At 52.5% G+C, this 26,446-nt stretch carries 22 protein-coding genes; 10 read left to right on the top strand and 12 right to left on the bottom strand.

Annotated features, from left to right (window positions below):
* Window positions 1-3: 3 nt before the first annotated feature.
* From ypfJ to dapA, 4 genes are all read right to left on the bottom strand, one after another.
* On the bottom strand, window positions 4-873 hold the full coding sequence (gene ypfJ, locus FE839_RS12270; RefSeq protein WP_138361084.1) for a KPN_02809 family neutral zinc metallopeptidase: 870 nt from the start codon (window positions 871-873) through the stop codon (window positions 4-6).
* 238 nt (window positions 874-1,111) lie between these two features.
* On the bottom strand, window positions 1,112-1,825 hold the full coding sequence (gene purC, locus FE839_RS12265) for a phosphoribosylaminoimidazolesuccinocarboxamide synthase (RefSeq protein WP_138361083.1): 714 nt from the start codon (window positions 1,823-1,825) through the stop codon (window positions 1,112-1,114).
* Window positions 1,826-2,055: 230 nt separating this feature from the next.
* Entirely contained in the window at window positions 2,056-3,090 is a 1,035-nt protein-coding gene (bamC, locus tag FE839_RS12260) for an outer membrane protein assembly factor BamC (RefSeq protein WP_138361082.1), read from the bottom strand.
* 16 nt (window positions 3,091-3,106) lie between these two features.
* Window positions 3,107-3,985 carry a 4-hydroxy-tetrahydrodipicolinate synthase gene (gene dapA, locus FE839_RS12255; RefSeq protein WP_138361081.1) on the bottom strand — a complete coding sequence of 293 codons (879 nt, stop codon included), beginning with the start codon at window positions 3,983-3,985 and terminating at the stop codon, window positions 3,107-3,109.
* A gap of 153 nt (window positions 3,986-4,138) precedes the next feature.
* Between dapA and FE839_RS12250 the strand changes: the two genes are divergently transcribed.
* Together FE839_RS12250 and bcp are read left to right on the top strand one after the other, a co-directional pair.
* On the top strand, window positions 4,139-4,708 hold the full coding sequence (locus FE839_RS12250) for a glycine cleavage system transcriptional repressor (protein ID WP_138361080.1): 570 nt from the start codon (window positions 4,139-4,141) through the stop codon (window positions 4,706-4,708).
* Window positions 4,709-4,711: 3 nt separating this feature from the next.
* Window positions 4,712-5,182 (top strand): thioredoxin-dependent thiol peroxidase, encoded by a 471-nt coding sequence (gene bcp / locus FE839_RS12245; protein WP_138361079.1) that lies wholly within the window; start codon window positions 4,712-4,714, stop codon window positions 5,180-5,182.
* Window positions 5,183-5,259: 77 nt separating this feature from the next.
* Here the strand turns inward: bcp and FE839_RS12240 are convergent, their stop codons facing one another.
* The gene (locus tag FE839_RS12240) at window positions 5,260-6,327 is read right to left on the bottom strand and encodes an AI-2E family transporter (protein ID WP_138361078.1); all 1,068 of its coding nucleotides are present in this window, start codon (window positions 6,325-6,327) and stop codon (window positions 5,260-5,262) included.
* A gap of 225 nt (window positions 6,328-6,552) precedes the next feature.
* Between FE839_RS12240 and bepA the strand changes: the two genes are divergently transcribed.
* The gene (gene bepA / locus FE839_RS12235; protein WP_138361077.1) at window positions 6,553-8,016 is read left to right on the top strand and encodes a beta-barrel assembly-enhancing protease; all 1,464 of its coding nucleotides are present in this window, start codon (window positions 6,553-6,555) and stop codon (window positions 8,014-8,016) included.
* A 9-nt stretch (window positions 8,017-8,025) separates the two neighbouring features.
* On the top strand, window positions 8,026-8,385 hold the full coding sequence (arsC, locus tag FE839_RS12230) for an arsenate reductase (glutaredoxin) (protein WP_138361076.1): 360 nt from the start codon (window positions 8,026-8,028) through the stop codon (window positions 8,383-8,385).
* Window positions 8,386-8,424: 39 nt separating this feature from the next.
* Here the strand turns inward: arsC and FE839_RS12225 are convergent, their stop codons facing one another.
* The 4 genes from FE839_RS12225 to FE839_RS12210 all read right to left on the bottom strand — a co-directional run bounded on the left by FE839_RS12225 (window position 8,425) and on the right by FE839_RS12210 (window position 13,522).
* A complete protein-coding gene (locus tag FE839_RS12225) occupies window positions 8,425-9,126 on the bottom strand; it encodes a DnaA inactivator Hda (RefSeq protein WP_213799324.1) in 702 nt (233 codons plus the stop codon).
* A 95-nt stretch (window positions 9,127-9,221) separates the two neighbouring features.
* Window positions 9,222-10,511, bottom strand: a complete 1,290-nt coding sequence (gene uraA, locus FE839_RS12220; protein ID WP_138361074.1) for a uracil permease — start codon at window positions 10,509-10,511, stop codon at window positions 9,222-9,224.
* 91 nt (window positions 10,512-10,602) lie between these two features.
* The gene (gene upp, locus FE839_RS12215) at window positions 10,603-11,229 is read right to left on the bottom strand and encodes a uracil phosphoribosyltransferase (RefSeq protein WP_138361073.1); all 627 of its coding nucleotides are present in this window, start codon (window positions 11,227-11,229) and stop codon (window positions 10,603-10,605) included.
* Window positions 11,230-12,091: 862 nt separating this feature from the next.
* Window positions 12,092-13,522, bottom strand: coding sequence for a 6-phospho-beta-glucosidase (locus FE839_RS12210; protein WP_138361072.1), 1,431 nt, complete (start codon window positions 13,520-13,522; stop codon window positions 12,092-12,094).
* Between the two features lie 362 nt (window positions 13,523-13,884).
* Here FE839_RS12210 and purM point away from each other — a divergent pair, with 362 nt between their 5' ends.
* The 4 genes from purM to ppx all read left to right on the top strand — a co-directional run bounded on the left by purM (window position 13,885) and on the right by ppx (window position 19,343).
* Window positions 13,885-14,922: a phosphoribosylformylglycinamidine cyclo-ligase gene (gene purM, locus FE839_RS12200; protein WP_138361071.1), complete on the top strand. Its 1,038-nt coding sequence runs from the start codon at window positions 13,885-13,887 to the stop codon at window positions 14,920-14,922.
* Entirely contained in the window at window positions 14,919-15,560 is a 642-nt protein-coding gene (gene purN / locus FE839_RS12195) for a phosphoribosylglycinamide formyltransferase (RefSeq protein WP_138361070.1), read from the top strand. Before purM ends, purN begins: the two co-directional genes overlap by 4 nt.
* A gap of 180 nt (window positions 15,561-15,740) precedes the next feature.
* Entirely contained in the window at window positions 15,741-17,801 is a 2,061-nt protein-coding gene (ppk1, locus tag FE839_RS12190; RefSeq protein WP_138361069.1) for a polyphosphate kinase 1, read from the top strand.
* A gap of 3 nt (window positions 17,802-17,804) precedes the next feature.
* Window positions 17,805-19,343, top strand: a complete 1,539-nt coding sequence (gene ppx, locus FE839_RS12185) for an exopolyphosphatase (RefSeq protein WP_138361068.1) — start codon at window positions 17,805-17,807, stop codon at window positions 19,341-19,343.
* Here the strand turns inward: ppx and FE839_RS12180 are convergent.
* Window positions 19,340-21,601, bottom strand: coding sequence for a sensor domain-containing phosphodiesterase (locus tag FE839_RS12180; protein ID WP_138361067.1), 2,262 nt, complete (start codon window positions 21,599-21,601; stop codon window positions 19,340-19,342). The genes ppx and FE839_RS12180 overlap by 4 nt on opposite strands.
* 372 nt (window positions 21,602-21,973) lie before the next feature.
* Here FE839_RS12180 and FE839_RS12175 point away from each other — a divergent pair, with 372 nt between their 5' ends.
* Together FE839_RS12175 and FE839_RS12170 are read left to right on the top strand one after the other, a co-directional pair.
* A complete protein-coding gene (locus FE839_RS12175) occupies window positions 21,974-22,165 on the top strand; it encodes a YfgG family protein (protein ID WP_171034871.1) in 192 nt (63 codons plus the stop codon).
* A 455-nt stretch (window positions 22,166-22,620) separates the two neighbouring features.
* Window positions 22,621-22,842, top strand: a complete 222-nt coding sequence (locus FE839_RS12170) for a hypothetical protein (protein WP_142502377.1) — start codon at window positions 22,621-22,623, stop codon at window positions 22,840-22,842.
* A 408-nt stretch (window positions 22,843-23,250) separates the two neighbouring features.
* On the opposite strand, the gene guaA is transcribed toward FE839_RS12170, so the two are convergent.
* Together guaA and guaB are read right to left on the bottom strand one after the other, a co-directional pair.
* Complete coding sequence (gene guaA, locus FE839_RS12165; protein ID WP_138361064.1) at window positions 23,251-24,828, bottom strand: glutamine-hydrolyzing GMP synthase; 1,578 nt, start codon at window positions 24,826-24,828, stop codon at window positions 23,251-23,253.
* Between the two features lie 68 nt (window positions 24,829-24,896).
* The gene (gene guaB / locus FE839_RS12160) at window positions 24,897-26,363 is read right to left on the bottom strand and encodes an IMP dehydrogenase (protein ID WP_138361063.1); all 1,467 of its coding nucleotides are present in this window, start codon (window positions 26,361-26,363) and stop codon (window positions 24,897-24,899) included.
* Between the last annotated feature and the right edge of the window lie 83 nt (window positions 26,364-26,446).

Raw genomic sequence — 26,446 nt, 5'->3', positions numbered from 1 at the left:
AGGTTATAACGTACTGCCAAATGTATTGCACTGCGCCGGGTCACCGCTGTCAAAACCGCGCTTAAACCAGGTATAGCGCTGCTGTGACGTCCCGTGGGTAAAGCTGTCCGGCACCACGCGCCCCTGGCTCTGCTGCTGCAAGCGGTCATCGCCAATCGCCTCTGCGGCGTTCAGCGCCTCCTGCAGATCGCCGGCCTCCAGTAAATCCTGCTTCTGCATATTGTAGCCCCAGACGCCCGCAAAACAGTCCGCCTGTAGCTCCATTTTTACCGACAGGCGATTGGCTTCCGCCTGTGAAGCATTCTGCTGTAGCTGGCGCACTTTCGATTCAATCCCCAGCAGCTTTTGCACATGATGGCCCACTTCATGGGCGATAACGTAACCCTGGGCGAAATCGCCGCCCGCGCCGAGCCTGGTTTTCATGTCATCGTAGAACGACAGATCGATATAAACAGTGCTGTCTGCGGGACAGTAAAATGGCCCCATCACCGACTGGCCAGTACCGCAGCCGGTTGGCGTCGAACCGCGATACATCACCAGCCTCGGTTGCCGATACTGATTGCCCATATCGTTAAAAATCGCGCCCCAGGTATCTTCCGTATCCGCCAGAACCACTTTCGTGAATGTCGCGGCTTCGTCATCCTGCGGGCTGATGGAGCGTTGGTTGGTGGTCTGCTGCTGAGAGAGCGGTTCGCCGGTCAACATACCGGTTAAATCTACGCCGTAATAGCCCGCCACCAGAATAATAATCAGCAGCACAATGCCGCCTTTCCCGCTGGGAAGACGAAAACCCCCGCCCCCGCCCATTGACGAACCAGATTGACCACGGCGATCTTCAACATTGTCGCTTTCGCGACGTCCTTGCCAACGCATAACTACCTCTATCTTCTTCTATAAATTACTCCTACGATCGTAGGCGGTTATGAACGGGATTACCACTGGAAATATGTCGGAGGGCATGTCCCCGGCCTCACGTTATCTGACCGGAATACGGAGAGTTATTGTCGACCTGATGAGCATAACGTCATCAGTGACATGCCGGATGGCGACGTAAACGGTGCATCCGGCATGGAGAGCGAGGCCTGTCAGCCCGGCAGAAAGAGAGGAAGGCTTAATCCAGTTTGACGCCTAAACGGTGCGCCACTTCTTCGTAGGCTTCAATCAGACCGCCAAGGCTCTGGCGGAAGCGGTCTTTATCCATTTTATCCATGGTCTTTTTATCCCACAGGCGGCTGCCGTCCGGAGAGAATTCGTCACCCAGCACCACTTCACCTTTGAACAGACCAAACTCCAGCTTGAAGTCCACCAGGATCAGGCCTGCGTCGTCGAACAGCTTTTTCAGCACATCGTTAGCTTTATAGGTCAGTTCCCGCATCCGGGCCAGGTTCTCTTTGCTCACCCAGCCAAAGGTTTCGCAGTAGGATTCGTTGACCATTGGGTCATGCATGGCGTCGTTTTTCAGGAACAGATCGAACAACGGCGGATTCAGTTCAATACCTTCTTCAATCCCTAAGCGTTTTACCAGAGAACCGGCAGCGCGGTTACGCACCACGCACTCCACCGGCACCATATCCAGCTTTTTAACCAGACATTCGGTATCGGACAGCAGCGCTTCCATCTGGGTCGGGATACCCGCTTCCGCCAGCTTGCTCATAATGAAATGGTTGAACTTGTTGTTCACCATGCCTTTACGATCAAACTGCTCAATGCGAGCGCCATCCCCTGCTGACGTATCGTTACGGAATTCGAGTATCAACAGATCCGGATTTTCGGTGCTGTATACCGTTTTCGCTTTACCACGATACAACTCAGCTTGCTTTTTCATCTTTCACCACTCCAGTGATATTAAGCCCAAAAAATACATTCCCGCCTGTACACAACATCATTCAAAGCGCATTGAGGCGGCAACTGAGCGAATCCCCGGTCATTAACATAAGCAAGTGACTGGGGTGAACGAAGGCAACCAACAACGACGCAATTTGAAGGATGATGCGCATACGCACACGTTTGCGTCACTATACATTAAAAAGGGCCGGATTGCTCCAGCCCTGTTTATTACTTACTGAATGCCGCCTGGAATACGGCGACCAGCGCATCATTTTGCGACTGCGTCAACGTATGCCCTTTCGGATCGATAAACTGCAGACTGCTGCGGTTATCGAGATCCCCGACCTGCAGTTTATAATCGCCGGATACCAGCTGCGGGTCGCGAGCCCCCAGATCGGTCCAGCCGCTGTCAGATAGCGGTTTGTAAGTCACAGAAAGACTGCCCTGAGAACGAGAGCTGTCGGTTACCTTCATCCCCACTTTTCCCAGCGCGCCCGGCAGACGTTGCCAAACCAGGTTAAACGGCGCACGCACCACCAGCATCGGCAGGCCGGTGTCATCAGCCGCGCTCTGCACGTCGAAAGTCGCTCCGGCATTTTTCTGCGCGGCGTTCTGTGCGTTGGTGGCGTTCAGATCCAGCCCCTCGGAAATGACGTTCAGCATCGCGGTGCTGTAGCGCTGCAGCGACGCCGGATCGGCAACGGGTTTACCCGCTTGCTCCAGGTTCACCAGCTTCACGATCACTGCCTGCTGATAGCCCTGCTGCTTCACTGAGATTTGATAGCGACCACGGTACTGCTGATCTTCATCAAGGCGATTCCAGTCGACCCAGTCGGTATTCAGCGTCTGGCTGGCATCATCACGCTTAGCAATAGTGTAGTTTTTCGCCTGCACGATGCTTGCCACCTGTGCCCACAACGAACCGCTGCGGCCATTTTCCACCATCAGCGTCGCGGTATCCCCCTTAAACTGGGTGCTCGCGCCGCTGAGCAGGGCCAGAGGCTGAGCAGGCGGACGGATGTCCAGCGCTTTACCTGTGTTACCGGTGCTGGTCGCAACCGGAATGTTATAATCACCCACCTGAACCGGCAGGATCATGCCTGCTGGCGCATGAAGTTCACTGAGCGGCGTTGCCTGCAAATAGGCCTCATCGCCGCTCACCTGGCGCTTATAGCGCGAATCAGAACTACAGGCCGCGAGGAGTAGAACCAGCGAAACACCCGCAACCTTCGCCAGGCGCGACTTCTGTACTGAGTAAGCCATCAAATCTCCCTAAACTTTACAGCAAACCGGCATGCTTCAACGCGGCGGTGACAGCCTTAATACCATTTTCGGTAATTGGTGTCATCGGCAGACGTAGCGTATCGGTCGCCACAAGACCCAATGCCTTACAGGCCCATTTGGCCGGGATAGGATTGGGTTCGACAAATAATTTGGTATGCAACGGCATCAGACGCTGGTTAATCGCACGCGCTTCAGCAAATTGACCCGCCAGCGCCAGTCGGCACATTTCGGCCATTTCACGCGCCGCAACGTTTGCCGTTACGGAAATCACGCCATGACCACCAAGCTGCATAAAGTCCATTCCGGTCGCGTCATCGCCGCTCAACAGAATAAAGTCATCTGAAACCAGCTCTTTGATCTGATGAACACGCGTTAAGTTCCCCGTTGCTTCCTTAATACCGATAATATTTTTGATTTCCGCCAGACGGCCAACGGTTTCCGGTAACATATCGCACCCCGTACGGGACGGCACATTATACAGAATTTGCGGCAAATCAGTATGTTCGGCAATCGCTTTAAAATGCTGGAACACCCCTTCCTGAGTCGGGCGGTTGTAATAAGGCGTTACCGTCAGACAACCTACCACACCGCTATCGTTAAAGCGTTTAGTCAGACTAATCGCCTCGGCGGTGGCATTCGCACCGGTACCGGCAATCACCGGAATACGCCCGTCAGCCAGTTCCAGCGTCTGCATCACCACATCACCATGCTCTTCATGGCTTAGGGTTGCGGACTCTCCGGTAGTCCCTACCGAAACGATCGCCGAGGTTCCATTGGCGACATGGTAATCAATCAGTTTTTTCAGGCTTGATCGGCAGACATTGCCGTTTTCATCCATCGGCGTGACAAGCGCTACAATACTTCCCGTAAACATGGGCCATCCTCAGAGCAGAAGTGGGATAAGATATTCAATGTTACGTTTGGTGCTGTAATAAAAGCAAGAGACCCGATGCCATCAGGGATGTTGTATGCCGGTTTTTTTTATGCTTTCCTAACGTTACCTCACCTTTTTAAAGGAAGAACAGGTTTGACCGCCTCATTACAACACTATCTGGTTATTACCGCATTGGGCGCAGACCGCCCGGGCATCGTGAATACAATCACTCGCCACGTCAGCAGTTGCGGCTGTAATATCGAAGACAGCCGGTTGGCTATGCTTGGCGACGAGTTTACGTTTATCATGCTGCTTTCCGGCTCGTGGAATGCGATTAACCTGATTGAATCCACTCTGCCGCTGAAAGGCGCCGAGCTGGAACTGCTTATCGTGATGAAGCGTACAACCGCAAGACCGCCTCAGGCGATGCAGAATACCGTCTGGATTCAGGTTGAGGTGCCGGATTCACCGCATATTATTGAGCGATTTACCGCCCTGTGTGATAAATGGAAAATGAATATTGCCGAACTGGTTTCCCGCACCCAATCGGGCGCAAACGACGATTCCGTTCAGCTTTTTATCCAAATCACCGCCCATAGTCCAACAACGCAAAATGCGTCAAATATCGAACAAGCATTTAAAGCACTATGTACAGAACTGAATGCACAAGGCAGTATTAATATCGTTAATTATTCACAGCATGATGAACAGGATGGAGTTTGAGTAATGAACCCACTGAAAGCCGGTGATATTGCACCGAAATTTAGCTTACCGGACCAGGACGGCGAGGAAGTAAATTTGACCGACTTCCAGGGACAGCGTGTTCTGGTTTATTTTTACCCGAAAGCCATGACCCCGGGCTGCACCGTACAGGCGTGCGGTTTGCGCGATAACATGGACGACCTGAAAAAAGCAGGCGTTGAAGTACTGGGCATCAGTACGGATAAACCAGAAAAACTCTCCCGTTTCGCCGAAAAAGAGCTGCTGAACTTCACTTTGCTCTCTGATGAAAATCATCAGGTATGCGAACAGTTTGGTATCTGGGGTGAAAAAACGTTTATGGGGAAAACCTACGACGGCATTCACCGCATCAGCTTCCTCATTGATGCCGATGGCAAAATCGAGCATGTATTTGATGATTTCAAAACCAGTAATCACCACGAAGTGGTGTTGAACTGGCTGAAAGAAAACGCCTGACGCTGAGAAAAATGCAAGACCCGGGTCGTTACCCAACCACCCGGCGTCTTTTTTAGCGCATATTTTTCAGCTTCTCGCTACTTCCCGTCTTCGATAACAGGGCCATCCGGCCAGGCATGCATTACCGCTTTGATTAACGTCGCCAGCGGAATCGCGAAGAACACGCCCCAGAATCCCCACAAACCGCCGAAGATAATCACCGACAGAATAATGACCAGCGGATGCAGATTAACCGCTTCTGAGAACAATACCGGAACCAGCAGGTTGCCATCCAGCCCCTGAATAATCAGGTACACCATGAACAGGCTCCAGAACTCGGTGCCCGCGCCAAACTGAAACAGCGCCACGCCAATCACCGGAATGGTGACCACAAACGCGCCAATGTAAGGGATCAATACCGAAAAACCGACCAGCACTGCCAACAACAGCGAATAATTGAGCCCAAAAAGGATAAAGCCAACCCATGTCGCCACGCCGACGACAATCATTTCCAGCACCTTACCGCGTATATAGTTGGTAATTTGCTGGTTCATCTCTTCCCACACCTGCCCGGCCAGACCGCGGTTACGCGGCAGAACACGGCGCACGGCATTCAGCATCTGCGCTTTATCTTTCAGCAGGAAGAACACCATCAGCGGGACCAGTACCAGATAGACCGCCAGCGTCAGCAGCCCGACCAGTGAAGCCAGGGAGTATTTCACCACCGAATCGCCGACGGTTAACATCCGGCTGCGCATATTTTCCGCCATCGCGTCGATAATTCCGGCATCCATTAAGGCGGGATAACGACGCGGCACGGTGGCGGCAAAGTCAGAAAGTTTGTTCAGCATGCCAGGCATATCGCGAATCAGATAAATACCCTGTTGCCAGGCAACCGGCATCACCACGAAAGCCATCAGGAGCAAAATACCAACAAACAGAATCAGAACAACTGACGTGGCCCAGGTCCGTGAAAAACCGATGCGCTCCAGTCTGACGGTCGGCCATTCCAGCAAATAAGCCAGTACGATAGACACTAAGAGCGGCGCCAGCAGGCCGCTAAAGAAAAACATAATGCCAAACCCGGCCAACAAAATGACCAGCAGCGCTATCGCCTCCGGATCGCTGAACCGGCGACGATACCACTGCATTAACATCTGAAGCATAAAACCCTTCCCTGAAGAGCGAAGCTGTAACAATCTCAGGAATTGTATCGAAATGTCACAAAAAAGACTTCGCTTTTTATGGGTAAAACGACAAACATTAATGACCGGGTGAATATCATATTTTCAATGCGGTTCACCCCAGCTAAACTCGCTGGAGTTGCGGTCAGGGAACATTACGCCGCACAATCGGTCAAACTGGCACATCCACATTACAGGACAGGGGTTATGTTCAGGCAGTTGAAGAAAACGCTGGTGGCAGCCGTCATCGCGTCGTTGACGCTGGGGTCGATATTACCTGCTTTTGCCGATACCGCAGATACGTTGCCAGACATGGGCACCACCGCAGGAAGCACGCTCTCCATCGGTCAGGAAATGCAGATGGGAGATTACTATGTTCGTCAGCTGCGCGGCAGCGCGCCGTTAATCAACGACCCTCTTCTGGTGCAATATATTAATGGCTTAGGCATGCGGCTGGTCTCGCACGCCAATTCAGTGCGTACGCCATTCCACTTTTATCTGATTAATAATGACGAAATTAACGCCTTTGCTTTCTTCGGCGGCAACGTTGTGCTGCACTCGGCGCTCTTCCGTTACGTGGATAACGAAAGCGAGCTGGCATCCGTCATGGCGCACGAAATTTCACACGTCACCCAACGCCACCTTGCCCGCGCAATGGAAGATCAGAAGCGTAATGCCCCACTGACCTGGGTCGGCGCGCTGGGGTCTATTCTGCTGGCGATGGCCAGCCCGCAGGCCGGGATGGCGGCGCTCACCGGCACGCTTGCCGGTACTCAGCAGGGGATGATCAGCTTTACCCGACAAAACGAAGAAGAGGCGGACCGTATTGGTATTCAGGTGCTTCAGCGTTCAGGGTTCGATCCTCAGGCCATGCCGGCATTTATGGAAAAACTGCTTGACCAATCACGTTATTCGACTCGTCTGCCGGAAATGTTGCTGACTCACCCATTGCCGGAAAGCCGCCTCGCCGACGCCCGCAACCGGGCGAATCAGATGCGCCCGGTTGTCGTGCAATCTTCCGCAAACTTCTATCTGGCAAAGGCCAGAACCCTCGGGATGTATGCTTCCGGAGACAATAAGCTCAATAATGATCTACTGAGCAGTTGGGAAAAAGGCAATATCCGCGAACAACACGCCGCCCGATACGGACGCGCCCTGCTGGCAATGGGCAGCGATAATTACGATCTGGCGCGCAAAACGCTGCAACCGCTGTTAAACGCCGATCCGCAAAACGCCTGGTATCTCGATCTGGCAACCGATATCGACCTCGGGCAAAAGAGAGCAACTGATGCGATCAGGCGCCTGAAAAATGCCCGTGAACTTCGTACCGATCCGGTTCTACAGATAAACCTTGCCAACGCGTTACTGGAAGGCGGGCAACCGGCGGAAGCCGCAACTATTCTTAACCGCTACACCTTTAATAATAAAGAGGACGTCAACGGTTGGGATTTACTGGCCCAGGCGGAAGCCAAACTCGGCAATCGCGATCAGGAACTGGCGGCGCGTGCAGAAAGCATGGCGCTGGTCGGGCGACTCGATCAGGCTATCTCATTACTTAGCCGCGCCAGTTCGCAAGTGAAATTAGGCAGCTTGCAACAAGCGCGCTACGACGCGCGCATCGATCAGTTGCGACAGTTGCAGGAACGCTTCAAACCGTACCAGAAAATGTAAGGAGATCTCGTGTCCGAGACGGTCAAAATCTATCATAATCCCCGCTGCTCCAAGAGCCGCGACACCCTGAGCCTGCTGAAGGCCAACGGTATCGACCCCGAAGTGGTGCTTTATCTGGAGACGCCACCGGATGCCGCAACGCTGCGCCAGTTGCTGAAGATGCTGGGAATGGCCAGCGCACGCGAATTAATGCGCCAGAAAGAAGATCTGTATAAATCACTGGAGCTGGCAAATCCGCAGCTCAGCGAAGAAGCGCTGATCCAGGCGATGATCGATAATCCGAAGTTGATCGAACGGCCTGTCGTCGTCAGCCGCGGCAAAGCGCGTATCGGTCGCCCACCGGAGCAAGTGCTGGAAATCATTGGCTAACGCGCTTTCACGGCGGCGGATTAGAACGTCGCCGTGCAGTTAAAGCTTCAGGATCTCTTTCACAAATGGAATCGTCAGTTTGCGCTGGGCGGTAATCGAGGCGCGATCGAGCTGATCGAGCGTCATAAACAACGAACGCATTTCGCGATCCAGTCGCTTAAGCAGGAAACGGCAGACGTCCTCCGGCATTTCGAAACCGCGCAGTCTGGCGCGCAGTTGCAGTGCCTGGAGCTTATCCTCATCCGACAGGGGTTGCAGTTTGTAGATTTGCCCCCAGTCGAGACGCGAGGCCAGATCCGGCAGCCCCAGCTTAAGCTGGCGAGGCGGCCGATCGCCGGTAATCAGCAGCCGGGTTTTCCCTGATTCAAGAATGCGGTTATAGAGGTCGAAGATAGCCATTTCCCACAGTTCATCACCGGCCACACATTCAATGTTGTCGATGCAAACCAGCGATAGCTGCTCCATTCCGTCCAGCACTTCCGGCACAAACCACGTCCGTTTATCCAGAGGAACATAGCCCACTGCATCGCCACGCTGGGAGAGTTCCGCGCAGGCGGCGTGTAATAAATGACTGCGCCCCGCCCCTTCGCGCGACCAGATATAGATATATCCGCTATGTTCCTGCCGCAGCACGTTCTGGAGGGCAGCAAGAAGAGAAGGGTTATCACCCGGCCAGAAACTTGCGAAAGTTTCATCATCGGGAAGATACAGTGGCAAAGAGAGCTGTGCCGGTGCGTTCAGATGGACCTCAACATAGGCTTGCAGAAAAACGCGAAGAGTTTAGCACAGAAATACGCAAGGAGAGAACCGGGCAGGCTCACCGCCCGGTATAAGGATCACGGTTTTGCGTCTTCACTGTCCGCGGCATCGAGGACAACCTCTTCCGGGCGCAAAACGCCGATCAGCCTGAAGATCAGGCTCAGACAGATACCGACAATGGTCGCCAGTGCCATACCTTTCAGTTCGGCGGCGCCAATATGCACTTTCGCGCCACTGACACCGATAATCAGGATAACGGAGGTGAGGATCAGATTCTGCGCCTTATTGTAATCCACTTTGGATTCAATCAGCACGCGAATACCTGATGCGCCAATCACACCATACAGCAGCAGGGAGACGCCGCCCATGACCGGTAGCGGAATAATCTGGATCGCTGCGGCCAGTTTCCCGACGCAGGAGAGCAAAATGGCGATGATCGCCGCCCCACCGATAACCCAGGTGCTGTATACACGGGTAATCGCCATGACGCCGATATTCTCGCCGTATGTAGTATTCGGCGTTGAACCAAAGAAGCCGGAGATCACCGTAGACAGACCGTTGGCAAACATCGAGCGATGTAAACCCGGATCGCGGATAAGATCTTTTTTGACGATATTGGCCGTCACCACCAGGTGGCCAACGTGCTCGGCGATCACCACCAGCGCGGCAGGTAAAATGGTGAAAATCGCAAACCATTCAAAACGTGGCGTGTAGAAGGTCGGTAGCGCAAACCAGTGCGCCTCAGCGATAGGCGTGGTATCGACTACCCCCATGACAAAAGAGAGCGCGTAGCCGACCAGTACGCCGATTAAAATCGGGATAATCGCCAGAAAGCCACGGAACAGCACCGAACCGAAGACCGTCACGGCCAGCGTCACCAGTGAAATAATGATGGTCTTGCTATCCGGCGATTGCCCTTCGGCAGGCAACAGACCGGCCATATTTGCCGCGACGCCCGCCAGTTCCAGGCCGATAACCGCGACAATTGCCCCCATCGCCGCCGGAGGAAACATCACGTCCAGCCAGCCGGTACCGGCTTTTTTCACCACAAAGGAGACAATACAAAACAGTACGCCGCACATGATAAAGCCGCCGAGAGCGACTTCGTAGCCCAGCGGCAGCAGAAGCAGAACCGGAGAAATAAACGCAAAGCTCGATCCAAGATAAGCCGGGATTTTACCTTTGCAGATGAAAAGGTATAACAGTGTACCAATGCCGTTAAACAGCAGTACCGTGGCCGGATTTATATGAAACAGAACGGGCACCAGTACCGTTGCGCCAAACATGGCGAACAGATGTTGCAAACTAAGCGGGATTGTCTGTAAAAGTGGTGGTCTTTCACTCACCCCGATAGCACGGCGCGTCATAGCATTTTCCTCTGAGAGTCGTTTGTTAGTTGCTGTGTGTTTTATTCAAAAAAAAGCCGACTATCAAAGTCGGCTTTTTTTACTTCATCATTTACTTGGTACCAAAGATCTTATCACCGGCATCGCCGAGCCCCGGAATAATGTATCCGTGCTCGTTCAGGCCCTGATCAATCGACGCGGTGTAGAGTTCCACATCCGGATGAGCTTTCTCCAGCGCGGCAATGCCTTCCGGTGCAGCCACCAGAACCAGCACCTTAATGCTGTTACAGCCTGCTTTCTTCAGCAGGTCAATGGTGGCGATCATTGAGCCGCCGGTTGCCAGCATAGGGTCAACCACCAGCGCCATGCGTTCGTCGATATTGGACACCAGCTTCTGGAAATAGGGCACCGGCTCAAGGGTTTCTTCATTACGGTAGATACCCACGACGCTGATGCGCGCGCTTGGGACGTGTTCAAGCACGCCGTCCATCATGCCCAGACCTGCGCGCAGAATCGGCACCACAGTAATTTTTTTGCCTTTGATCTGCTCAATGTCTACCGGGCCGTTCCAGCCTTCAATGGTGACTTTTTCCGTCTCCAGATCGGCGGTCGCTTCATAAGTCAGTAAGCTGCCCACTTCTGAGGCGAGTTCACGGAAGCGTTTGGTGCTGATGTCGTGCTCACGCATCAGCCCCAGCTTGTGTTTGACGAGTGGGTGTTTCACTTCCACAATCTTCATTCTCTTTCTCCTCTGAAGGGCAACCACAAAAAAAATCGCGGGATTATACCGCTTTTTCCCTTTTGCGCCATAGCCGATATGTTTGACCCCGATCAAGCAAAATGCTTTACGCTGCCTGAGGCAGTATAAACGAAATAAAAAAAGCCCCGCCAAAAGCGGCAATGCCGTTCACTTAAGCAAACCATTGGTGTTGCCTTTTGTTTTATTTGCCTGTGGCAATCGCATTATCGGTGGTTTAAACGAAAATCTGATTCGATTGATTCAATTACTGAGCTGATACGGGCTGAATGAAATATAAAGGATATAACTTTTTTTATGATTTTCAGCCTCTGAAAAGCCCCTGACGAATAACGGACTCACCGCATGGGGGTTGGGCGCATCAAGGAAAGCCTCGCGAGAACGCAGGCGCGCATCCATGACTGGCCGCCAGGACGGTGGCCAGAGGGCGGGTCGAGACAGGACAAAATTGCCGGGAGCAATTTTGAACAGCGCTTGCGCTGGCCCTGGAAGGGCGAGTCCCGGGGATGGGACGAGTAGCGTCGAGTCCCGCCCGGTCCGCCAGATGAAGCCGGAGTGGAGCGAACCGCGCAGCGGCAGGTTTTCAGCGCCATGCCGGGGGTGCAGGGGGACGGGCGAAACGTCCCCCTGCCCGTTCACACGCTGTGGATATAACGAATATCCGCGAATTTATCGTGAACGGAACAGGCCACTAAGCCAAAATGGGTGAAAATGAAAAATGCGTCATGTTCGCCAGAACCACCGATTGATGACAGAACCGCTCAGCCAGCCATAAATACAACTGACAGCCCTTAACTGACCAGCATTGCGCCAAAAGCGGGGCCGTATAAGGCTTTGCGACGATTTACAACCTCTCGCCGTTGCTGGCGATAACCTGCTGATACCAGGCAAACGATTTCTTGCGGCTACGCGCCAGCGTACCGTTGCCCTCATTGTCTTTATCGACATAGATAAAACCGTAGCGTTTTTTCATCTCGCCGGTACCGGCGGAGACCAGGTCGATGCAGCCCCACGGGGTATATCCCATCAGCTCTACGCCATCTTCAACAACCGCCTTTTTCATCTCAGCGATATGCGCGGCGAGATAGTCAATACGATACTGGTCATCCACCGAACCATCCGCTTCACGCACATCAATGGCGCCGAAGCCATTCTCAACAATAAACAGCGGCAGTTGATAGTGATCCCAGAACCAGTTCAGAGAGTAACGCAGGCCGACAGGATCAATCTGCCAGCCCCAGTCTGACTTCTGTACATACGGGTTAGAAACCAGGCTGGTGGTTTCATCATAATCCAGTTGCGGATTGTCATCGGTCGCTTTGGTGGCGAACGACATATAGTAGCTAAAGCCGATATAGTCGACGCAGCCCTCGGTCAGCGCCACGCGGTCCTCTTCGCTCATATCCAGCGCAAAACCGCGACGCGCATAGTAGTTCAGCAGATGTTGCGGGTATTTGCCGCGCACGTGAACATCGGTGAACCAGTAGCGACGATGCATGGCGTTCATCGCCATCATCATGTCGTCTGGCGCGCAGCTCAGCGGGTAAATCGGACACATGGCGATCATGCAGCCAATCTGCAGTGACGGGTTAATCTCGCGAGCCGCTTTGACCGCCAGCGCGCTGGCGACCAGCTCATAGTGCGCCGCCTGGTACATCACCGGCTCACGATCTTCTCCCGGCAGAAACTTCAGTCCCGAGTTGGTGAACGGCGCAAAATCTTCATGGAAATTAGCCTGGTTGTTGATCTCATTAAAGGTCATCCAGTACTTCACTTTATGCTGATAACGGGTAAACACAACCCGCGCAAAACGAACAAAGAAATCAATCAGCTGACGATTACGCCAGCCGCCGTATTCCGTCACCAGATGGTACGGCATTTCAAAGTGGGAGAGCGTAATCACCGGCTCAATGCCGTGCTTCAGACACTCATCGAACAGATCATCATAAAACTGTAGCCCGGCTTCGTTGGGCTCCAGCTCATCTCCTCGCGGGAATATACGCGTCCAGGCAATAGACGTCCGAAAGCATTTAAAGCCCATTTCGGCAAACAGCTGAATGTCATCTTTATAACGATGATAAAAATCAATTGCCTGATGATTGGGGTAATTTTTCCCGGGCAACACGCCATCGGTGATTTCGCGCGGTACACCGTGCGCGCCCGCGGTCATGACATCGGCGACGCTAACGCCTTTACCCCCCTCTTTCCATCCGCCTTCCAGCTGATGCGCGGCAACCGCCCCGCCCCACAGAAAACCTTGTTTAAATCCAGACATGCTCTCTCCCTATGCGCAGCGGCCGCTATGCGCCTCTGCTGCTGATTAAAAGGGTAACTGACATCCGCCTGAGCGCCTCATTACGCCATTTTTAACGCCGTATCGCTGATATCGCATTCGCGGTTTATCTGCGTCATACGGCATGCGACAAAAACAGAAACCGGTTTCAGTGGCATAATGATCATTCGTGTACACCGTAGCAAGCGGAAGAATGTACCCGGTTTCATTTTCGTGAACAGTATCAAATTTGTACACTTAGCCGTCGTTTTGTATTGACTGCAAAGCAGGCTCGCAAACGTTTGCTTTCCCTGTTAGAATTGCGCCGTTTTTTATTGCTACCGCAAACGCGTGGAGACTTCGCAGTGACCGATAAAACCTCTCTCAGCTATAAAGATGCCGGCGTGGATATTGATGCAGGCAACGCTCTCGTCGACCGTATTAAGGGCGTGGTGAAGAAAACCCGTCGCCCGGAAGTGATGGGTGGACTGGGCGGATTCGGCGCACTGTGCGCGCTGCCGCAGAAGTATCGCGAGCCGGTACTGGTTTCCGGCACCGATGGCGTTGGCACCAAGCTGCGTCTGGCGATGGACCTGAAGCGTCACGACACTATCGGTATCGACCTGGTCGCCATGTGCGTGAACGATCTCGTGGTTCAGGGCGCAGAGCCGCTGTTCTTCCTTGATTACTACGCGACCGGAAAACTGGATGTCGATACCGCAGCCAGCGTGATCAACGGCATTGCCGAAGGTTGCCTGCAATCAGGTTGCGCGCTGGTGGGCGGTGAAACGGCGGAGATGCCGGGCATGTACCATGGCGAAGACTACGACGTAGCAGGTTTCTGCGTCGGGGTAGTAGAAAAAGCGGAAATTATCGACGGCAGCAAGGTGGCCGATGGCGATGTTCTCGTCGCACTGGCCTCCAGTGGCCCGCACTCCAACGGCTACTCTCTGGTGCGCAAAATTATCGAAGTCAGCGGCGTTGACCCGCAAACTACCGATCTCAACGGCAAGCCTCTGGCCGATCACCTGCTGGCACCGACCCGTATTTATGTGAAACCGGTACTCGACCTGATTGCCAACGTTGACGTGCACGCCATCGCCCATCTGACCGGCGGCGGCTTCTGGGAAAATATCCCGCGCGTTCTGCCGGACAACACTCAGGCGGTTATCGATGAGTCCTCCTGGCAGTGGCCGGCGGTGTTCAAGTGGCTGCAAACGGCCGGAAACGTCAGCAACCATGAGATGTATCGTACCTTTAACTGCGGCGTTGGCATGGTTATCGCTCTCCCGGCGGAAGCGGCCGATAACGCAATCGCTTTCCTGAACGACAAAGGTGAAAACGCGTGGAAAATAGGTTATATCAAAACCTCAGATTCCGAACAGCGTGTGGTTATTGAATGAAAAACATCGTGGTGCTGATTTCCGGTAACGGCAGTAATCTGCAGGCCATTATTGACGCCTGTGCCCGGAAAAAAATCAACGGCACCCTGCGTGCAGTCTTCAGCAACAAAGCCGAAGCCTTCGGCCTGGAGCGCGCTCGCGCGGCGAATATTCCGGCTCATGCGCTCTCTCCCGGCCAGTTTGCCAGTCGTGAAGCCTTCGATCGTGAACTGATGCACGAAATTGATGCTTACGCGCCGGATCTGGTGGTGCTGGCCGGCTATATGCGTATTCTGAGCCCGGCATTTGTCGCGCACTATCAGGGGCGTTTGCTGAACATCCATCCTTCCCTGCTGCCGAAATATCCGGGGCTGCACACCCATCGTCAGGCGCTGGAAAACGGTGATGAGGAGCACGGGACATCGGTGCATTTCGTGACTGATGAGCTGGACGGAGGCCCGGTGGTGCTGCAGGCGAAAGTGCCGGTCTTTACTGAGGATACCGAAGACGAGATTACCGCCCGTGTACAGGCTCAGGAACACGACATCTATCCGCTGGTCATCAGTTGGTTTGTCGACGGTCGCCTTCGCGCGGTAGGGAATGAAGCCTGGCTTGATAAGGTCAAACTGCCACCGCAAGGCTACGCCGCTGACGAGTAACCCACCGCCCTGCGCTTTATCCACGCGGGGCTTTTTTTTGATTAAAATCGCTTAACAATCAATCATATTGAAGAGTATTGTTCTTCTTACTGTCATATTATTGTGACACAGTGGATCGCTATGCGGAAAATTTCGTCATAATAGTCTACGTCCTGTGAGTTAAACGGAGTGTGAGTTGTAATGGGCCAGGAAAAGCTATACATCGAAAAAGAACTCAGCTGGTTGTCCTTTAACGAGCGTGTACTTCAGGAAGCGGCGGACAAAAGCAATCCGCTGATCGAGCGCATGCGCTTTTTAGGCATTTACTCCAACAATCTCGATGAATTTTATAAAGTCCGTTTTGCCGAGCTGAAGCGGCGCATCATCATTAGTGAAGAACAAGGTATTACCGCCCACTCTCGCCACCTGCTGGGTAAAATTCAGACGCGCGTATTGAAGGCCGATCAGGAGTTTGACAGTTTATATAACGAGCTGTTACTGGAAATGGCGCGTAACCAGATTTTCCTGATTAACGAGCGTCAGCTTTCGGTTAATCAGCAGTCATGGCTGCGTAACTACTTCAAGGTCTACCTTCGCCAGCATATCTCGCCAATCCTGATCAACCACGAAACGGATCTGGTACAGTTTCTGAAGGATGATTATACCTATCTGGCCGTTGAGATCATCCGCGGAGAAACGATCAATTACGCGCTGCTGGAGATTCCGTCAGACAAGGTTCCCCGTTTTGTGAACCTTCCGCCGGAAGCGCCACGTCGCCGTAAGCCAATGATTCTATTAGATAATATTCTGCGCTATTGCCTCGATGATATCTTTAAGGGCTTCTTTGATTACGACACGCTCAACGCCTACTCAATGAAAATGACGCGTGATGCCGAATACGACCTGGTGCACGAGATGGAATCGAGCCTGATGGAGCTGATGTCCTCCAGTCTGAAACAGCGTCTGACCGCCGAACCGGTGCGCTTCGTCTATCAGCGCGATATGCCTGACGCGATGGTCGAAATGCTGCGCGATAAGCTCTCTATCTCCAACTACGACTCGATGCTGCCGGGCGGACGCTACCACAACTTTAAAGATTTTATTAGTTTCCCGAATGTTGGCAAAGCCAACCTGGTTAACAAGCCGATGCCGCGCCTGCGCCATCTGTGGTTCGATAAGTTCCGCAACGGATTTGATGCGATTCGCGAACGCGATGTGCTGCTCTACTATCCGTACCACACCTTCGAGCACGTGCTGGAACTGCTGCGTCAGGCCTCTTTCGACCCGAGCGTGCTGGCTATCAAAATCAACATCTATCGTGTCGCTAAAGATTCGCGAATTATTGATTCGATGATCCACGCCGCCCACAACGGTAAAAAAGTAACCGTAGTTGTGGAACTGCAGGCGCGTTTTGATGAAGAAGCCAACATTCACTGGGCCAAACGTCTGACCGAAGCCGGCGTGCACGTTATCTTCTCCGCGCCAGGGTTGAAGATCCACGCCAAGCTGTTTCTCGTTTCCCGTAAAGAAGGGGATGAAGTCGTCCGTTATGCGCATATCGGTACCGGCAACTTCAACGAAAAAACCGCCCGTCTCTACACCGACTATTCATTGCTCACCGCCGATGCGCGGATCACCAATGAAGTTCGTCGGGTGTTTAACTTTATCGAAAACCCCTATCGCCCGGTAAGCTTCGACTATTTGCTGGTATCACCGCAAAACTCGCGCCGACTGCTGTATGAAATGATCGACCGTGAAATTGCTAACGCGCAGAATAGCCGGCCATCAGGCATTACGCTGAAGCTGAACAACCTGGTTGATAAGGGGCTGGTGGATCGTCTGTACGCGGCCTCAAGTTCCGGCGTCCCGGTGAACCTGTTGATTCGCGGCATGTGCTCGCTGATCCCCGGTCTGGAAGGCATCAGTGACAATATTCGCGTGATCAGCATCGTTGACCGCTTCCTTGAGCATGACCGGATCTATAGCTTCGAAAACGGCGGCGATAAGCAGGTCTGGTTATCGTCCGCGGACTGGATGACGCGCAATATCGACTATCGTATCGAAGTCGCCACGCCGCTGCTGGATCCCCGACTCAAACAGCGCGTGCTGGATATTTTAGATATTCTGTTCAGCGATACGGTAAAAGCGCGCTATCTTGATAAAGAACTGAGTAATCGCTACGTGCCGCGCGGCAACCGCCGTAAAGTTCGCGCACAGATGGCGATATACGACTACCTCAAATCACTTGAACAGCCCGATTAACCTATGCCAATAAACGAAAATGCCCCCCGGCCACAAGAGTTTGCTGCGGTCGACCTCGGTTCGAACAGTTTTCATATGGTGATCGCCCGTGTCGTCGACGGAGCAATGCAGATCATCGGTCGTCTGAAGCAGCGTGTACACCTGGCTGACGGTCTGGATGAAAATTCTCTCCTCAGCGAAGAGGCCATCAAACGCGGGCTGAACTGTCTGTCGCTGTTTGCCGAGCGCTTGCAGGGGTTCGATCCCTCAAGCGTCTGCATTGTCGGCACTCATACGCTACGCCAGGCAACCAACGCGGCGGAATTTCTCAAGCGCGCCGAGCAGGTCATCCCCTATCCGATTGAAATTATCCCCGGCAACGAAGAAGCGCGTCTGATTTTTATGGGCGTGGAGCATACGCAACCGGAGCGAGGCCGTAAGCTGGTTATTGATATCGGCGGCGGTTCTACCGAGCTGGTCATCGGCGAAGATTTTGAACCCCGTCTGGTGGAAAGCCGCCGGATGGGCTGCGTGAGCTTCTCCCAGGTTTATTTTCCTGGCGGCGTTATCAGTAAAGCAAATTTCCAGCGCGCACGCCTGTCAGCCGTGCAAAAGCTGGAAACGCTGGCCTGGCAGTTCCGTATTCAGGGCTGGAACGTCGCCCTCGGCGCATCCGGCACCATCAAAGCCGCGCATGAAGTGCTGGTGGCGATGGGCGAGAAAGATGGCGTTATTACCCCGGAACGCCTCGAAATGCTGGTTGATGAGCTATTGAAATACAAAAATTACGACTCGCTGAACCTGCCGGGCTTATCGGAAGATCGTAAGGCCGTGTTTGCTCCCGGCCTGGCAATTCTCTGCGGCGTATTCGACGCGCTGGCGATTAAAGAGCTGCGTTTGTCCGATGGCGCGCTGCGCGAAGGCGTGCTGTACGAGATGGAGGGCCGGTTCCGTCATCAGGACATTCGTAGCCGCACCGCACAAAGTCTGGCCAACCAGTACAATATCGATCGTGAGCAGGCGCGGCGGGTACTGGAGACAACCACCCATATGTTTGAGCAGTGGCAGGAGCAAAATCCTAAGCTGGCTAATCCGCATCTGGAGGCGCTGCTGAAATGGGCAACCATGCTACATGAAGTCGGCTTAAATATTAATCACAGCGGAATGCATCGCCACTCGGCTTATATCCTGCAAAACAGTGATCTGCCGGGCTTTAATCAGGAACAGCAAATGCTGATGGCGACGCTGGTCCGCTACCATCGGAAAGCCATTAAGCTGGATGATTTGCCGCGTTTTACGCTGTTTAAGAAAAAGCAGTTTTTGCCTTTGATTCAGCTTCTGCGCCTTGGCGTCCTGCTGAATAACCAGCGTCAGGCGACGACAACGCCGCCGACCCTCACGCTGAAGACCGAAGCCAACCACTGGACGCTGGTGTTCCCCCATGACTGGTTCAGCCAGAATGCGCTGGTACTGCTCGATCTGGAGAAAGAGCAGGAATACTGGCAAGGCGTTCCGGACTGGTTGCTGAAGATCAGCGAAGAAAAACCTGACGCCGAGGGTTAAGTCATCCCCGATGGGCCGCCCCCCGGCCCATCGCTATCAGCGGGCATCACCAGCTTCTCAAGCGGGACAGGCTTGCCAATATCATCACCCTGCATATAGTCAATCCCCAGCGAAATTACCGCCTGACGAATTTCTGGCGTGTCGACATAATCGGCCACCACCTGCATATTGTGCATTCGCGCAACAAGGCAAATGGATGCGACGGTCTGATAGATAAGACTACTGCTCAGTAGATTACGAATAAAACCACCGTCAATTTTCACCAGATCCGCATTGATCATTTTCAGTTGCGCGTCGCTGGAATAACCGTGGCCAAACTCATCCATCACTACGCGACAGCCCATCTCCTGCAAGTACGCCTGCGTATTCCGCGCCCGTTCCGGGCTGCCCCGAAAATGGTTTTCAGTCAGTGCAAAAATAAGCTGCCAGGGCTCAATATCGTAGCGGATCAGCAGCATTTTCACCTGCCGATGAAAGTGGCTATTGTTCACGGAAAAAGGCGAAACATTCATGATCAGGCGTATTCCCGGCAGAGTATTACGCTGCCTGTCCATAAATGCCAGAGTACGCTCCAGAACCCAGCTATCAATACGCGCTGAGAGACCCAATTCCTCTGCTACCGGCAAAAAAGTCTCCGGCATAATGATCTCATCATTGTCATTCCGCACCCTGAGCAGGACTTCATGATAACTGTCGCCGCGGATACCAACTATCGGCTGGGCCATCAGCAGAAATCGATCCTGTTCCAGCGCTTTCATCAGTTGATTCATCATTGTGATTTTATTTTTTAGCTGCTGCTGCAAATTGATCGCGCCACTGCGCTGTAAATTTTCCGGCTCCCCGGTAGCCAGCGAGAGATCGGTCACGCTGTTGAGTTCACCAAGCAGCAAATGCAGACGGCTCACCGGAGAGTTGACGCTACAATAGCTCACTCCCACTGGTGGTTGTAATGGCATATCATTCCAGACAAAGCGAAACGTTTGAATCCGCTCATATAACAAGGGGATTCGTTGATGATGACCTTCGCTGTTGAGGCGGATCGCCAGCCCATGCCCGGTCATTTGATAGATATCTTCCCCCGGCTGTAATAACTTGCTGAGCACCCCGGCCAGTTGCTGTTTGTACTGAACGGGCAGCAGAATGCCGTAGTGATGCCCCAGTATTTCCAGCCCCGGAATACGTAAAAGGCACAGTACCGACCGGGGTGTGTAATTGAGTTCGCGGCTCAATGCGCGCAAATTAGGCAAGTTAATCGTCCGATCCAGTAAAGCCATCCGCCGCCTGTGCGAGCAAATCGTTCGTTGTCGCGTCGCCAGCATCGACATATAAATAATAATAAAAGAGAACACCAGATAGCTGGAAGAAGTTATAGCCAATTGGTTATTATAAGTCAGAGATAACGGCAGGTATTGATAATGAAAGTGAATAAGAACAATGAGAACGGGCAACCAAATTAACGAAATAACGTAACAGCCGAAGCGTATTGCCCCCCATAGCATGACCAGCATAAGCCATGACAACGTATAATATGTATTAAGAATAGTACTCGCACGACTTAACGGCATTAATAGTAGAATGAATAACATGCATAGCGCCGCAGCCCATAAAAAGATCTCCGGGAACGTTACTTTCGGATCACTTTGCAGCCTGATTTGAGAAATAACCCCGCGGATATACGGTGGATGCCGGATGATACGAATTAAAAAATAACACAATATTCCCCCGGTTAAACACCCCACCATCAAAGCCTGAAACGTGATGAGCGAATGCAAACTTAAAGGGTTTATCTCCATCAGGTGCATCGCCTGCGGCTGAATACCAAGACACTCAGCGAGTTGCCAGAGAATAAGAAAGATACCAGATGGCATAAACACCTGCCAGAAAAGCCGCTGAGGCATTGCTCTTGGGTGACAAAGTGAAATTTGCTGCCTGCGCGGCACAAAAATATGGTATCCGCCCCGGCATAAAACTGCCGGAATAAGAAAATGGAAAATGACGCAAATGGAATTTTCCAGCGTCATACCGTGCGTAATGGAAAGTAACAAACCGAGAATAATGCCTGGCAACGAAGCCCAGCCAAAAAACATCATCAGGCTGAGTACCATTGCCAAGGGTAAATAGTAAAGATAGACGTCTCTCCCCTCCAGCAATACGGTGGTATTGGCCCATCTTGACATGGGGAGCAGAACAACGGGTAAGACGAACGGCAGCGCCCACCATTTATCACGATATTGCCTGTAAAGTTTAATTATCTTCATTGATGTTATACGGATATCCCTAAATCCCACCTCAAAATAGTCGGGTGGGCATCTAACCAGCCATCATAATCATACCAGGGTTAACAACGCGGAACTGGCTGGTGATTTTAGTTATCAACGACGACAGACGATTGATATAAATCAATAAATCGCCTGGCCTATATTGATAACGCCCTGTTTTTTAGCATCTGCTCGCTATAAGCAGAAAATATGTCAATACAACAATTCTCTTATATAACATTTGGTAATATATTGAACAGCGGATTTTTGCCTTCTCATCAATTGACCCTTCCGCTTTCCTGTGCCTTAATACGCACATCGCCCATTCGCCGGGTATACTTGAAGGAACCTTTTGTGAGTCAGGCATCCAGTATGCGTAAACGACATCGATTTAACCGTCGCATGACCCGTATCGTACTGCTTATCAGCTTTATCTTCTTCTTTGGACGCTTTGTCTACTCTTCTATCGGTGCCTGGTATCATCATCAGGACAAAAAGCAATCACAGCAATCAACCATCACCGTTGAACCTTCCGATCCAGCAAAAGCACCCGTGCAAAAATAAACGCGCAGCAGTCCTGATGCCGCATCACGTCTGGCGGCAATGATGCCATTGATTCATCGCGATACCGGGCAGAAGACTGGAAACCGTCAATACAGTACAACCAGAATGGTACTCCGAAGATACGGTTACAAACTGACAGTTGGGCCATAAAATCGGGCTGGATGATGGATGACAAAGTGTCCGACCGTGAGGGTGGCATTATCGAACACCAGGCGGCAATTGTTGACTATGCCGCCTCCGGACAGAGGGCATTACGTTTTTTTGACTGAATACAGTGGTACGATTCCTTGCCTTTTATTTTCTCCGGCACGGTCACATTTATCCCGACGGTGTGCATTAAAGTCTGGAACGATGGAATTGATAGCTAATTTTAATCTGAAATCTGCCGATATCTGAAATAAAATATCTCTCAACTTCAACTGACAGACCTTTTGAAATCGATGACCATGGATAACATGCTAACCTTTGCCGTTGCTGCCTTCTGTTCGCTTTTATTGACCAATGGAATTGCTGCATTTCGAACGATCATCAAGGCCACGCACGAAGAGAAATATGAGAAAATTCAGGTAGGTAATATGAATATGACCATGCGTCGTTATATGGCAGGAGAAGGCGTAGGCTATACTCTGACATCAGCAGTAACCATTATGGCGTGGTTATCTTTTATTACCGGTTAATCAATACATTGGCAATAACTCAGCTCATCCCAGAGCTTCATCCTGACAGACACCATGAACAGCGTTATAATTCGTGCCTGAACAATTTGATCTGCAACCCGAATATCTGGCGCATAACTATTATTGACTGATAAATATCCTGTTTGGTCATTTTCCGCTTATCCCCATGCTCATTGAAAATACTTGATTTTCAACGGCAGAGGATCATATTACCTGCCATAAAAGATTTCATCATTGGCCAACAAAAAGCGAAACTTGAGCATCTCCATGCCATTACCCGCGACAGATGTGTTCGCAGCTGGATTTAAAACTATTCTTCTGGCCCCTGAAGACCAGGCGTAAAAAACCCTCTGCAAAACAGAGGGTTTCATTCAGCCATTAAAATCAGTCATAGAAAATTGAGGGAAATCATTCCCACTCTATTGTTGCCGGCGGTTTACCGCTGATGTCATACACCACGCGGGAAATACCGTCGACTTCATTGATGATGCGGTTAGACACGCGGCCGAGAAAATCGTACGGCAGATGCGCCCAGTGGGCGGTCATAAAGTCGATGGTTTCTACCGCGCGCAGGGACACCACCCAGTCGTACTTACGACCATCGCCCATCACGCCGACGGAGCGAACCGGCAGGAACACAGTGAACGCCTGGCTCACTTTGTTATACAGATCGGCTTTGTGCAGCTCTTCAATAAAAATAGCATCCGCGCGACGCAGCAGATCGCAGTACTCCTTCTTCACTTCGCCCAGCACGCGAACGCCAAGACCCGGCCCCGGGAACGGATGACGGTACAGCATGTCGTATGGCAGGCCCAGTTCGAGACCAATCTTACGCACTTCATCTTTGAACAACTCACGCAGCGGTTCAACGAGGCCCATCTTCATCTCTTTCGGTAGTCCGCCCACGTTGTGGTGAGATTTGATGACGTGCGCTTTACCGGTCGTGGAGGCCGCAGACTCAATGACATCAGGGTAGATAGTGCCTTGCGCCAGCCATTTAACATCTTCCAGCTTCAGCGCCTCTTCGTCGAATACCTCAACGAACACACGGCCAATGATTTTACGCTTCGCTTCAGGATCGTTTTCCCCAGCCAGCGCGGCCAGGAAGCGGGATTCGCCTTCCACATGAACGATGTTCAGACCGAAACGGTCGCCAAACATATCCATCACCTGTTGTGCTTCGTTCAGGCGCAGCAGACCGTTATCCACAAATACACAGGTCAGATTTTTGCCGATAGCGCGGTGCAGCAGCATCGCGGTAACAGAGGAATCCACGCCGCCTGACAGGCCAAGGATCACTTTATCGTCGCCGACCTGCTGACGAATACGCTCGATGGCATCGTCAATAATTTTCGCTGGCGTCCACAGCGCTTCACACTGGCAGATCTCAAGCACAAAGCGCTCCAGCATACGCAGTCCCTGACGAGTATGGGTCACTTCAGGATGGAACTGCACGCCATAGAAACGCTTCTCTTCATTAGCCATAATGGCAAACGGGCAGGTTTCGGTGCTGGCGACGGTGACGAAGTCAGACGGAATGGCGGTAACTTTATCGCCGTGGCTCATCCAGACATCCAGCATAGCCTTGCCATCCGCGCTCAGCGCATCTTCAATACCATGGATCAGCGCGCTATCGGTCTGAACTTCAACCTGCGCATAGCCGAATTCACGCTCATTGGACGCTTCAACATGACCGCCAAGCTGCATCGCCATGGTCTGCATACCGTAGCATACGCCAAATACCGGCACGCCTGCTTCGAAGACATACTCCGGCGCGCGCGGGCTGTTATCTTCGGTAGTGCTTTCCGGGCCACCGGAAAGAATGATGCCGTTAGGATTGAACTCACGAATTTGAGCTTCAGTCACGTCCCATGCCCACAGTTCACAATAGACACCTAATTCACGCACGCGACGCGCAACCAGTTGGGTATACTGAGAACCGAAGTCCAGGATAAGAATACGATGTTTATGAATGTTATCCGTCATTGACGATAATTCCGAGGCAAGTGATACAGGTTAAATAAATCGCCCGGCACATGGCCGGGCGATGAAAATCAGGAGCCCATCCGGTAGTTCGGGGATTCCTTGGTGATGGTCACGTCGTGAACGTGGCTCTCCTGGATACCCGCGCCGCTGATGCGCACGAATTCCGCTTTGGTCCGTAGTGTATCAATAGTACCACAACCGGTCAGCCCCATACAGGAGCGCAGGCCACCCATCTGCTGGTGAATGATCTCTTTCAGACGGCCTTTATAGGCGACGCGGCCTTCGATACCTTCCGGCACCAGTTTGTCGGCAGCATTGTCGCTCTGGAAGTAACGGTCGGAGGAGCCTTTGGACATCGCGCCAAGGGAACCCATACCACGGTAAGATTTATAAGAACGCCCCTGATAAAGTTCAATTTCGCCCGGGGATTCTTCGGTACCGGCCAGCATAGAGCCAACCATTACCGCCGCCGCGCCTGCGGCAATCGCTTTGGCGATATCGCCGGAGAAACGGATACCACCATCAGCAACCACCGGAATACCGGTACCTTCCAGCGCTTCAACCGCATCGGATACTGCCGTGATCTGCGGAACGCCCACGCCGGTGACGATACGCGTGGTACAGATGGAGCCAGGACCGATCCCTACTTTCACCGCGCTCACGCCCGCTTCAGCCAGCGCCCGCGCGCCCGCGCCGGTGGCAACGTTGCCGCCGATAATCTGCAGATCAGGATATTTAGCGCGAGTTTCACGAATACGCTGCAATACGCCTTCGGAATGACCGTGAGAGGAGTCGATCAGCAGAATATCAACGCCCGCAGCAACCAGCGCATCTACGCGCTCTTCGTTACCCGCGCCTGCGCCAACTGCGGCGCCAACACGTAAGCGGCCCTGCTCATCTTTACAGGCGTTCGGCTTACGTTCCGCTTTCTGGAAATCTTTAACCGTGATCATGCCGCGAAGATGGAAGCTGTCATCCACGACCAGCGCTTTCTCAACGCGTTTTTCATGCATTTTGGCAAACACCACTTCGCGGCTTTCACCTTCGCGAACGGTGACCAGACGCTCTTTCGGCGTCATATAAACGCTAACCGGTTGATTCAGATCGGTCACGAAACGCACATCACGACCGGTGATAATACCGACCAGTTCGTTGTCTTCAGTCACCACCGGATAACCCGCAAAACCGTTACGTTCGGTCAGTTCTTTCACTTCCCGCAGCGTGGTGGTCGGCAGGACGGTCTGCGGATCGGTTACCACGCCGGACTCATGCTTCTTCACACGCCTGACTTCTTCAGCCTGGCGCTCGATGGACATATTTTTATGAATAAAGCCGATGCCGCCTTCCTGTGCCAGAGCAATTGCCAGACGCGCCTCGGTCACGGTATCCATTGCTGCGGAGAGCATAGGAATATTCAGACGAATGGTTTTCGTCAACTGAGTGCTGAGATCGGCGGTATTTGGCAGAACGGTTGAATGAGCGGGAACGAGGAGGACGTCGTCAAACGTCAGAGCTTCTTTAGCGATACGTAGCATGGGCAATATCTCGACCAGGGTGGATAAATATTGCCGTGGCATTATACAGAGCGTAACCGATTGCATCTACCCTTTTTTGAAAA

Source organism: Klebsiella indica (assembly GCF_005860775.1).
In the GTDB taxonomy this organism is placed as follows: Bacteria; Pseudomonadota; Gammaproteobacteria; order Enterobacterales; family Enterobacteriaceae; genus Klebsiella; species Klebsiella indica.
This window is presented reverse-complemented; position numbering and strand designations above follow the sequence as displayed.

What these genes read in the sequence shown, in the direction of transcription:
- dapA (WP_138361081.1), bottom strand. Translation starts at nt 3,985, where the DNA reads ATGTTTACGGGAAGTATTGTAGCGCTTGTCACGCCGATGGATGAAAAC.
- purC (WP_138361083.1), bottom strand. Translation starts at nt 1,825, where the DNA reads ATGAAAAAGCAAGCTGAGTTGTATCGTGGTAAAGCGAAAACGGTATAC.
- FE839_RS12175 (WP_171034871.1), top strand. Translation starts at nt 21,974, where the DNA reads ATGCGTAAACGACATCGATTTAACCGTCGCATGACCCGTATCGTACTG.
- ypfJ (WP_138361084.1), bottom strand. Translation starts at nt 873, where the DNA reads ATGCGTTGGCAAGGACGTCGCGAAAGCGACAATGTTGAAGATCGCCGT.
- ppk1 (WP_138361069.1), top strand. Translation starts at nt 15,741, where the DNA reads ATGGGCCAGGAAAAGCTATACATCGAAAAAGAACTCAGCTGGTTGTCC.
- guaA (WP_138361064.1), bottom strand. Translation starts at nt 24,828, where the DNA reads ATGACGGATAACATTCATAAACATCGTATTCTTATCCTGGACTTCGGT.
- bcp (WP_138361079.1), top strand. Translation starts at nt 4,712, where the DNA reads ATGAACCCACTGAAAGCCGGTGATATTGCACCGAAATTTAGCTTACCG.
- FE839_RS12240 (WP_138361078.1), bottom strand. Translation starts at nt 6,327, where the DNA reads ATGCTTCAGATGTTAATGCAGTGGTATCGTCGCCGGTTCAGCGATCCG.
- bepA (WP_138361077.1), top strand. Translation starts at nt 6,553, where the DNA reads ATGTTCAGGCAGTTGAAGAAAACGCTGGTGGCAGCCGTCATCGCGTCG.
- FE839_RS12210 (WP_138361072.1), bottom strand. Translation starts at nt 13,522, where the DNA reads ATGTCTGGATTTAAACAAGGTTTTCTGTGGGGCGGGGCGGTTGCCGCG.
- bamC (WP_138361082.1), bottom strand. Translation starts at nt 3,090, where the DNA reads ATGGCTTACTCAGTACAGAAGTCGCGCCTGGCGAAGGTTGCGGGTGTT.
- FE839_RS12170 (WP_142502377.1), top strand. Translation starts at nt 22,621, where the DNA reads ATGCTAACCTTTGCCGTTGCTGCCTTCTGTTCGCTTTTATTGACCAAT.
- purN (WP_138361070.1), top strand. Translation starts at nt 14,919, where the DNA reads ATGAAAAACATCGTGGTGCTGATTTCCGGTAACGGCAGTAATCTGCAG.
- guaB (WP_138361063.1), bottom strand. Translation starts at nt 26,363, where the DNA reads ATGCTACGTATCGCTAAAGAAGCTCTGACGTTTGACGACGTCCTCCTC.
- uraA (WP_138361074.1), bottom strand. Translation starts at nt 10,511, where the DNA reads ATGACGCGCCGTGCTATCGGGGTGAGTGAAAGACCACCACTTTTACAG.
- ppx (WP_138361068.1), top strand. Translation starts at nt 17,805, where the DNA reads ATGCCAATAAACGAAAATGCCCCCCGGCCACAAGAGTTTGCTGCGGTC.
- FE839_RS12180 (WP_138361067.1), bottom strand. Translation starts at nt 21,601, where the DNA reads ATGAAGATAATTAAACTTTACAGGCAATATCGTGATAAATGGTGGGCG.
- upp (WP_138361073.1), bottom strand. Translation starts at nt 11,229, where the DNA reads ATGAAGATTGTGGAAGTGAAACACCCACTCGTCAAACACAAGCTGGGG.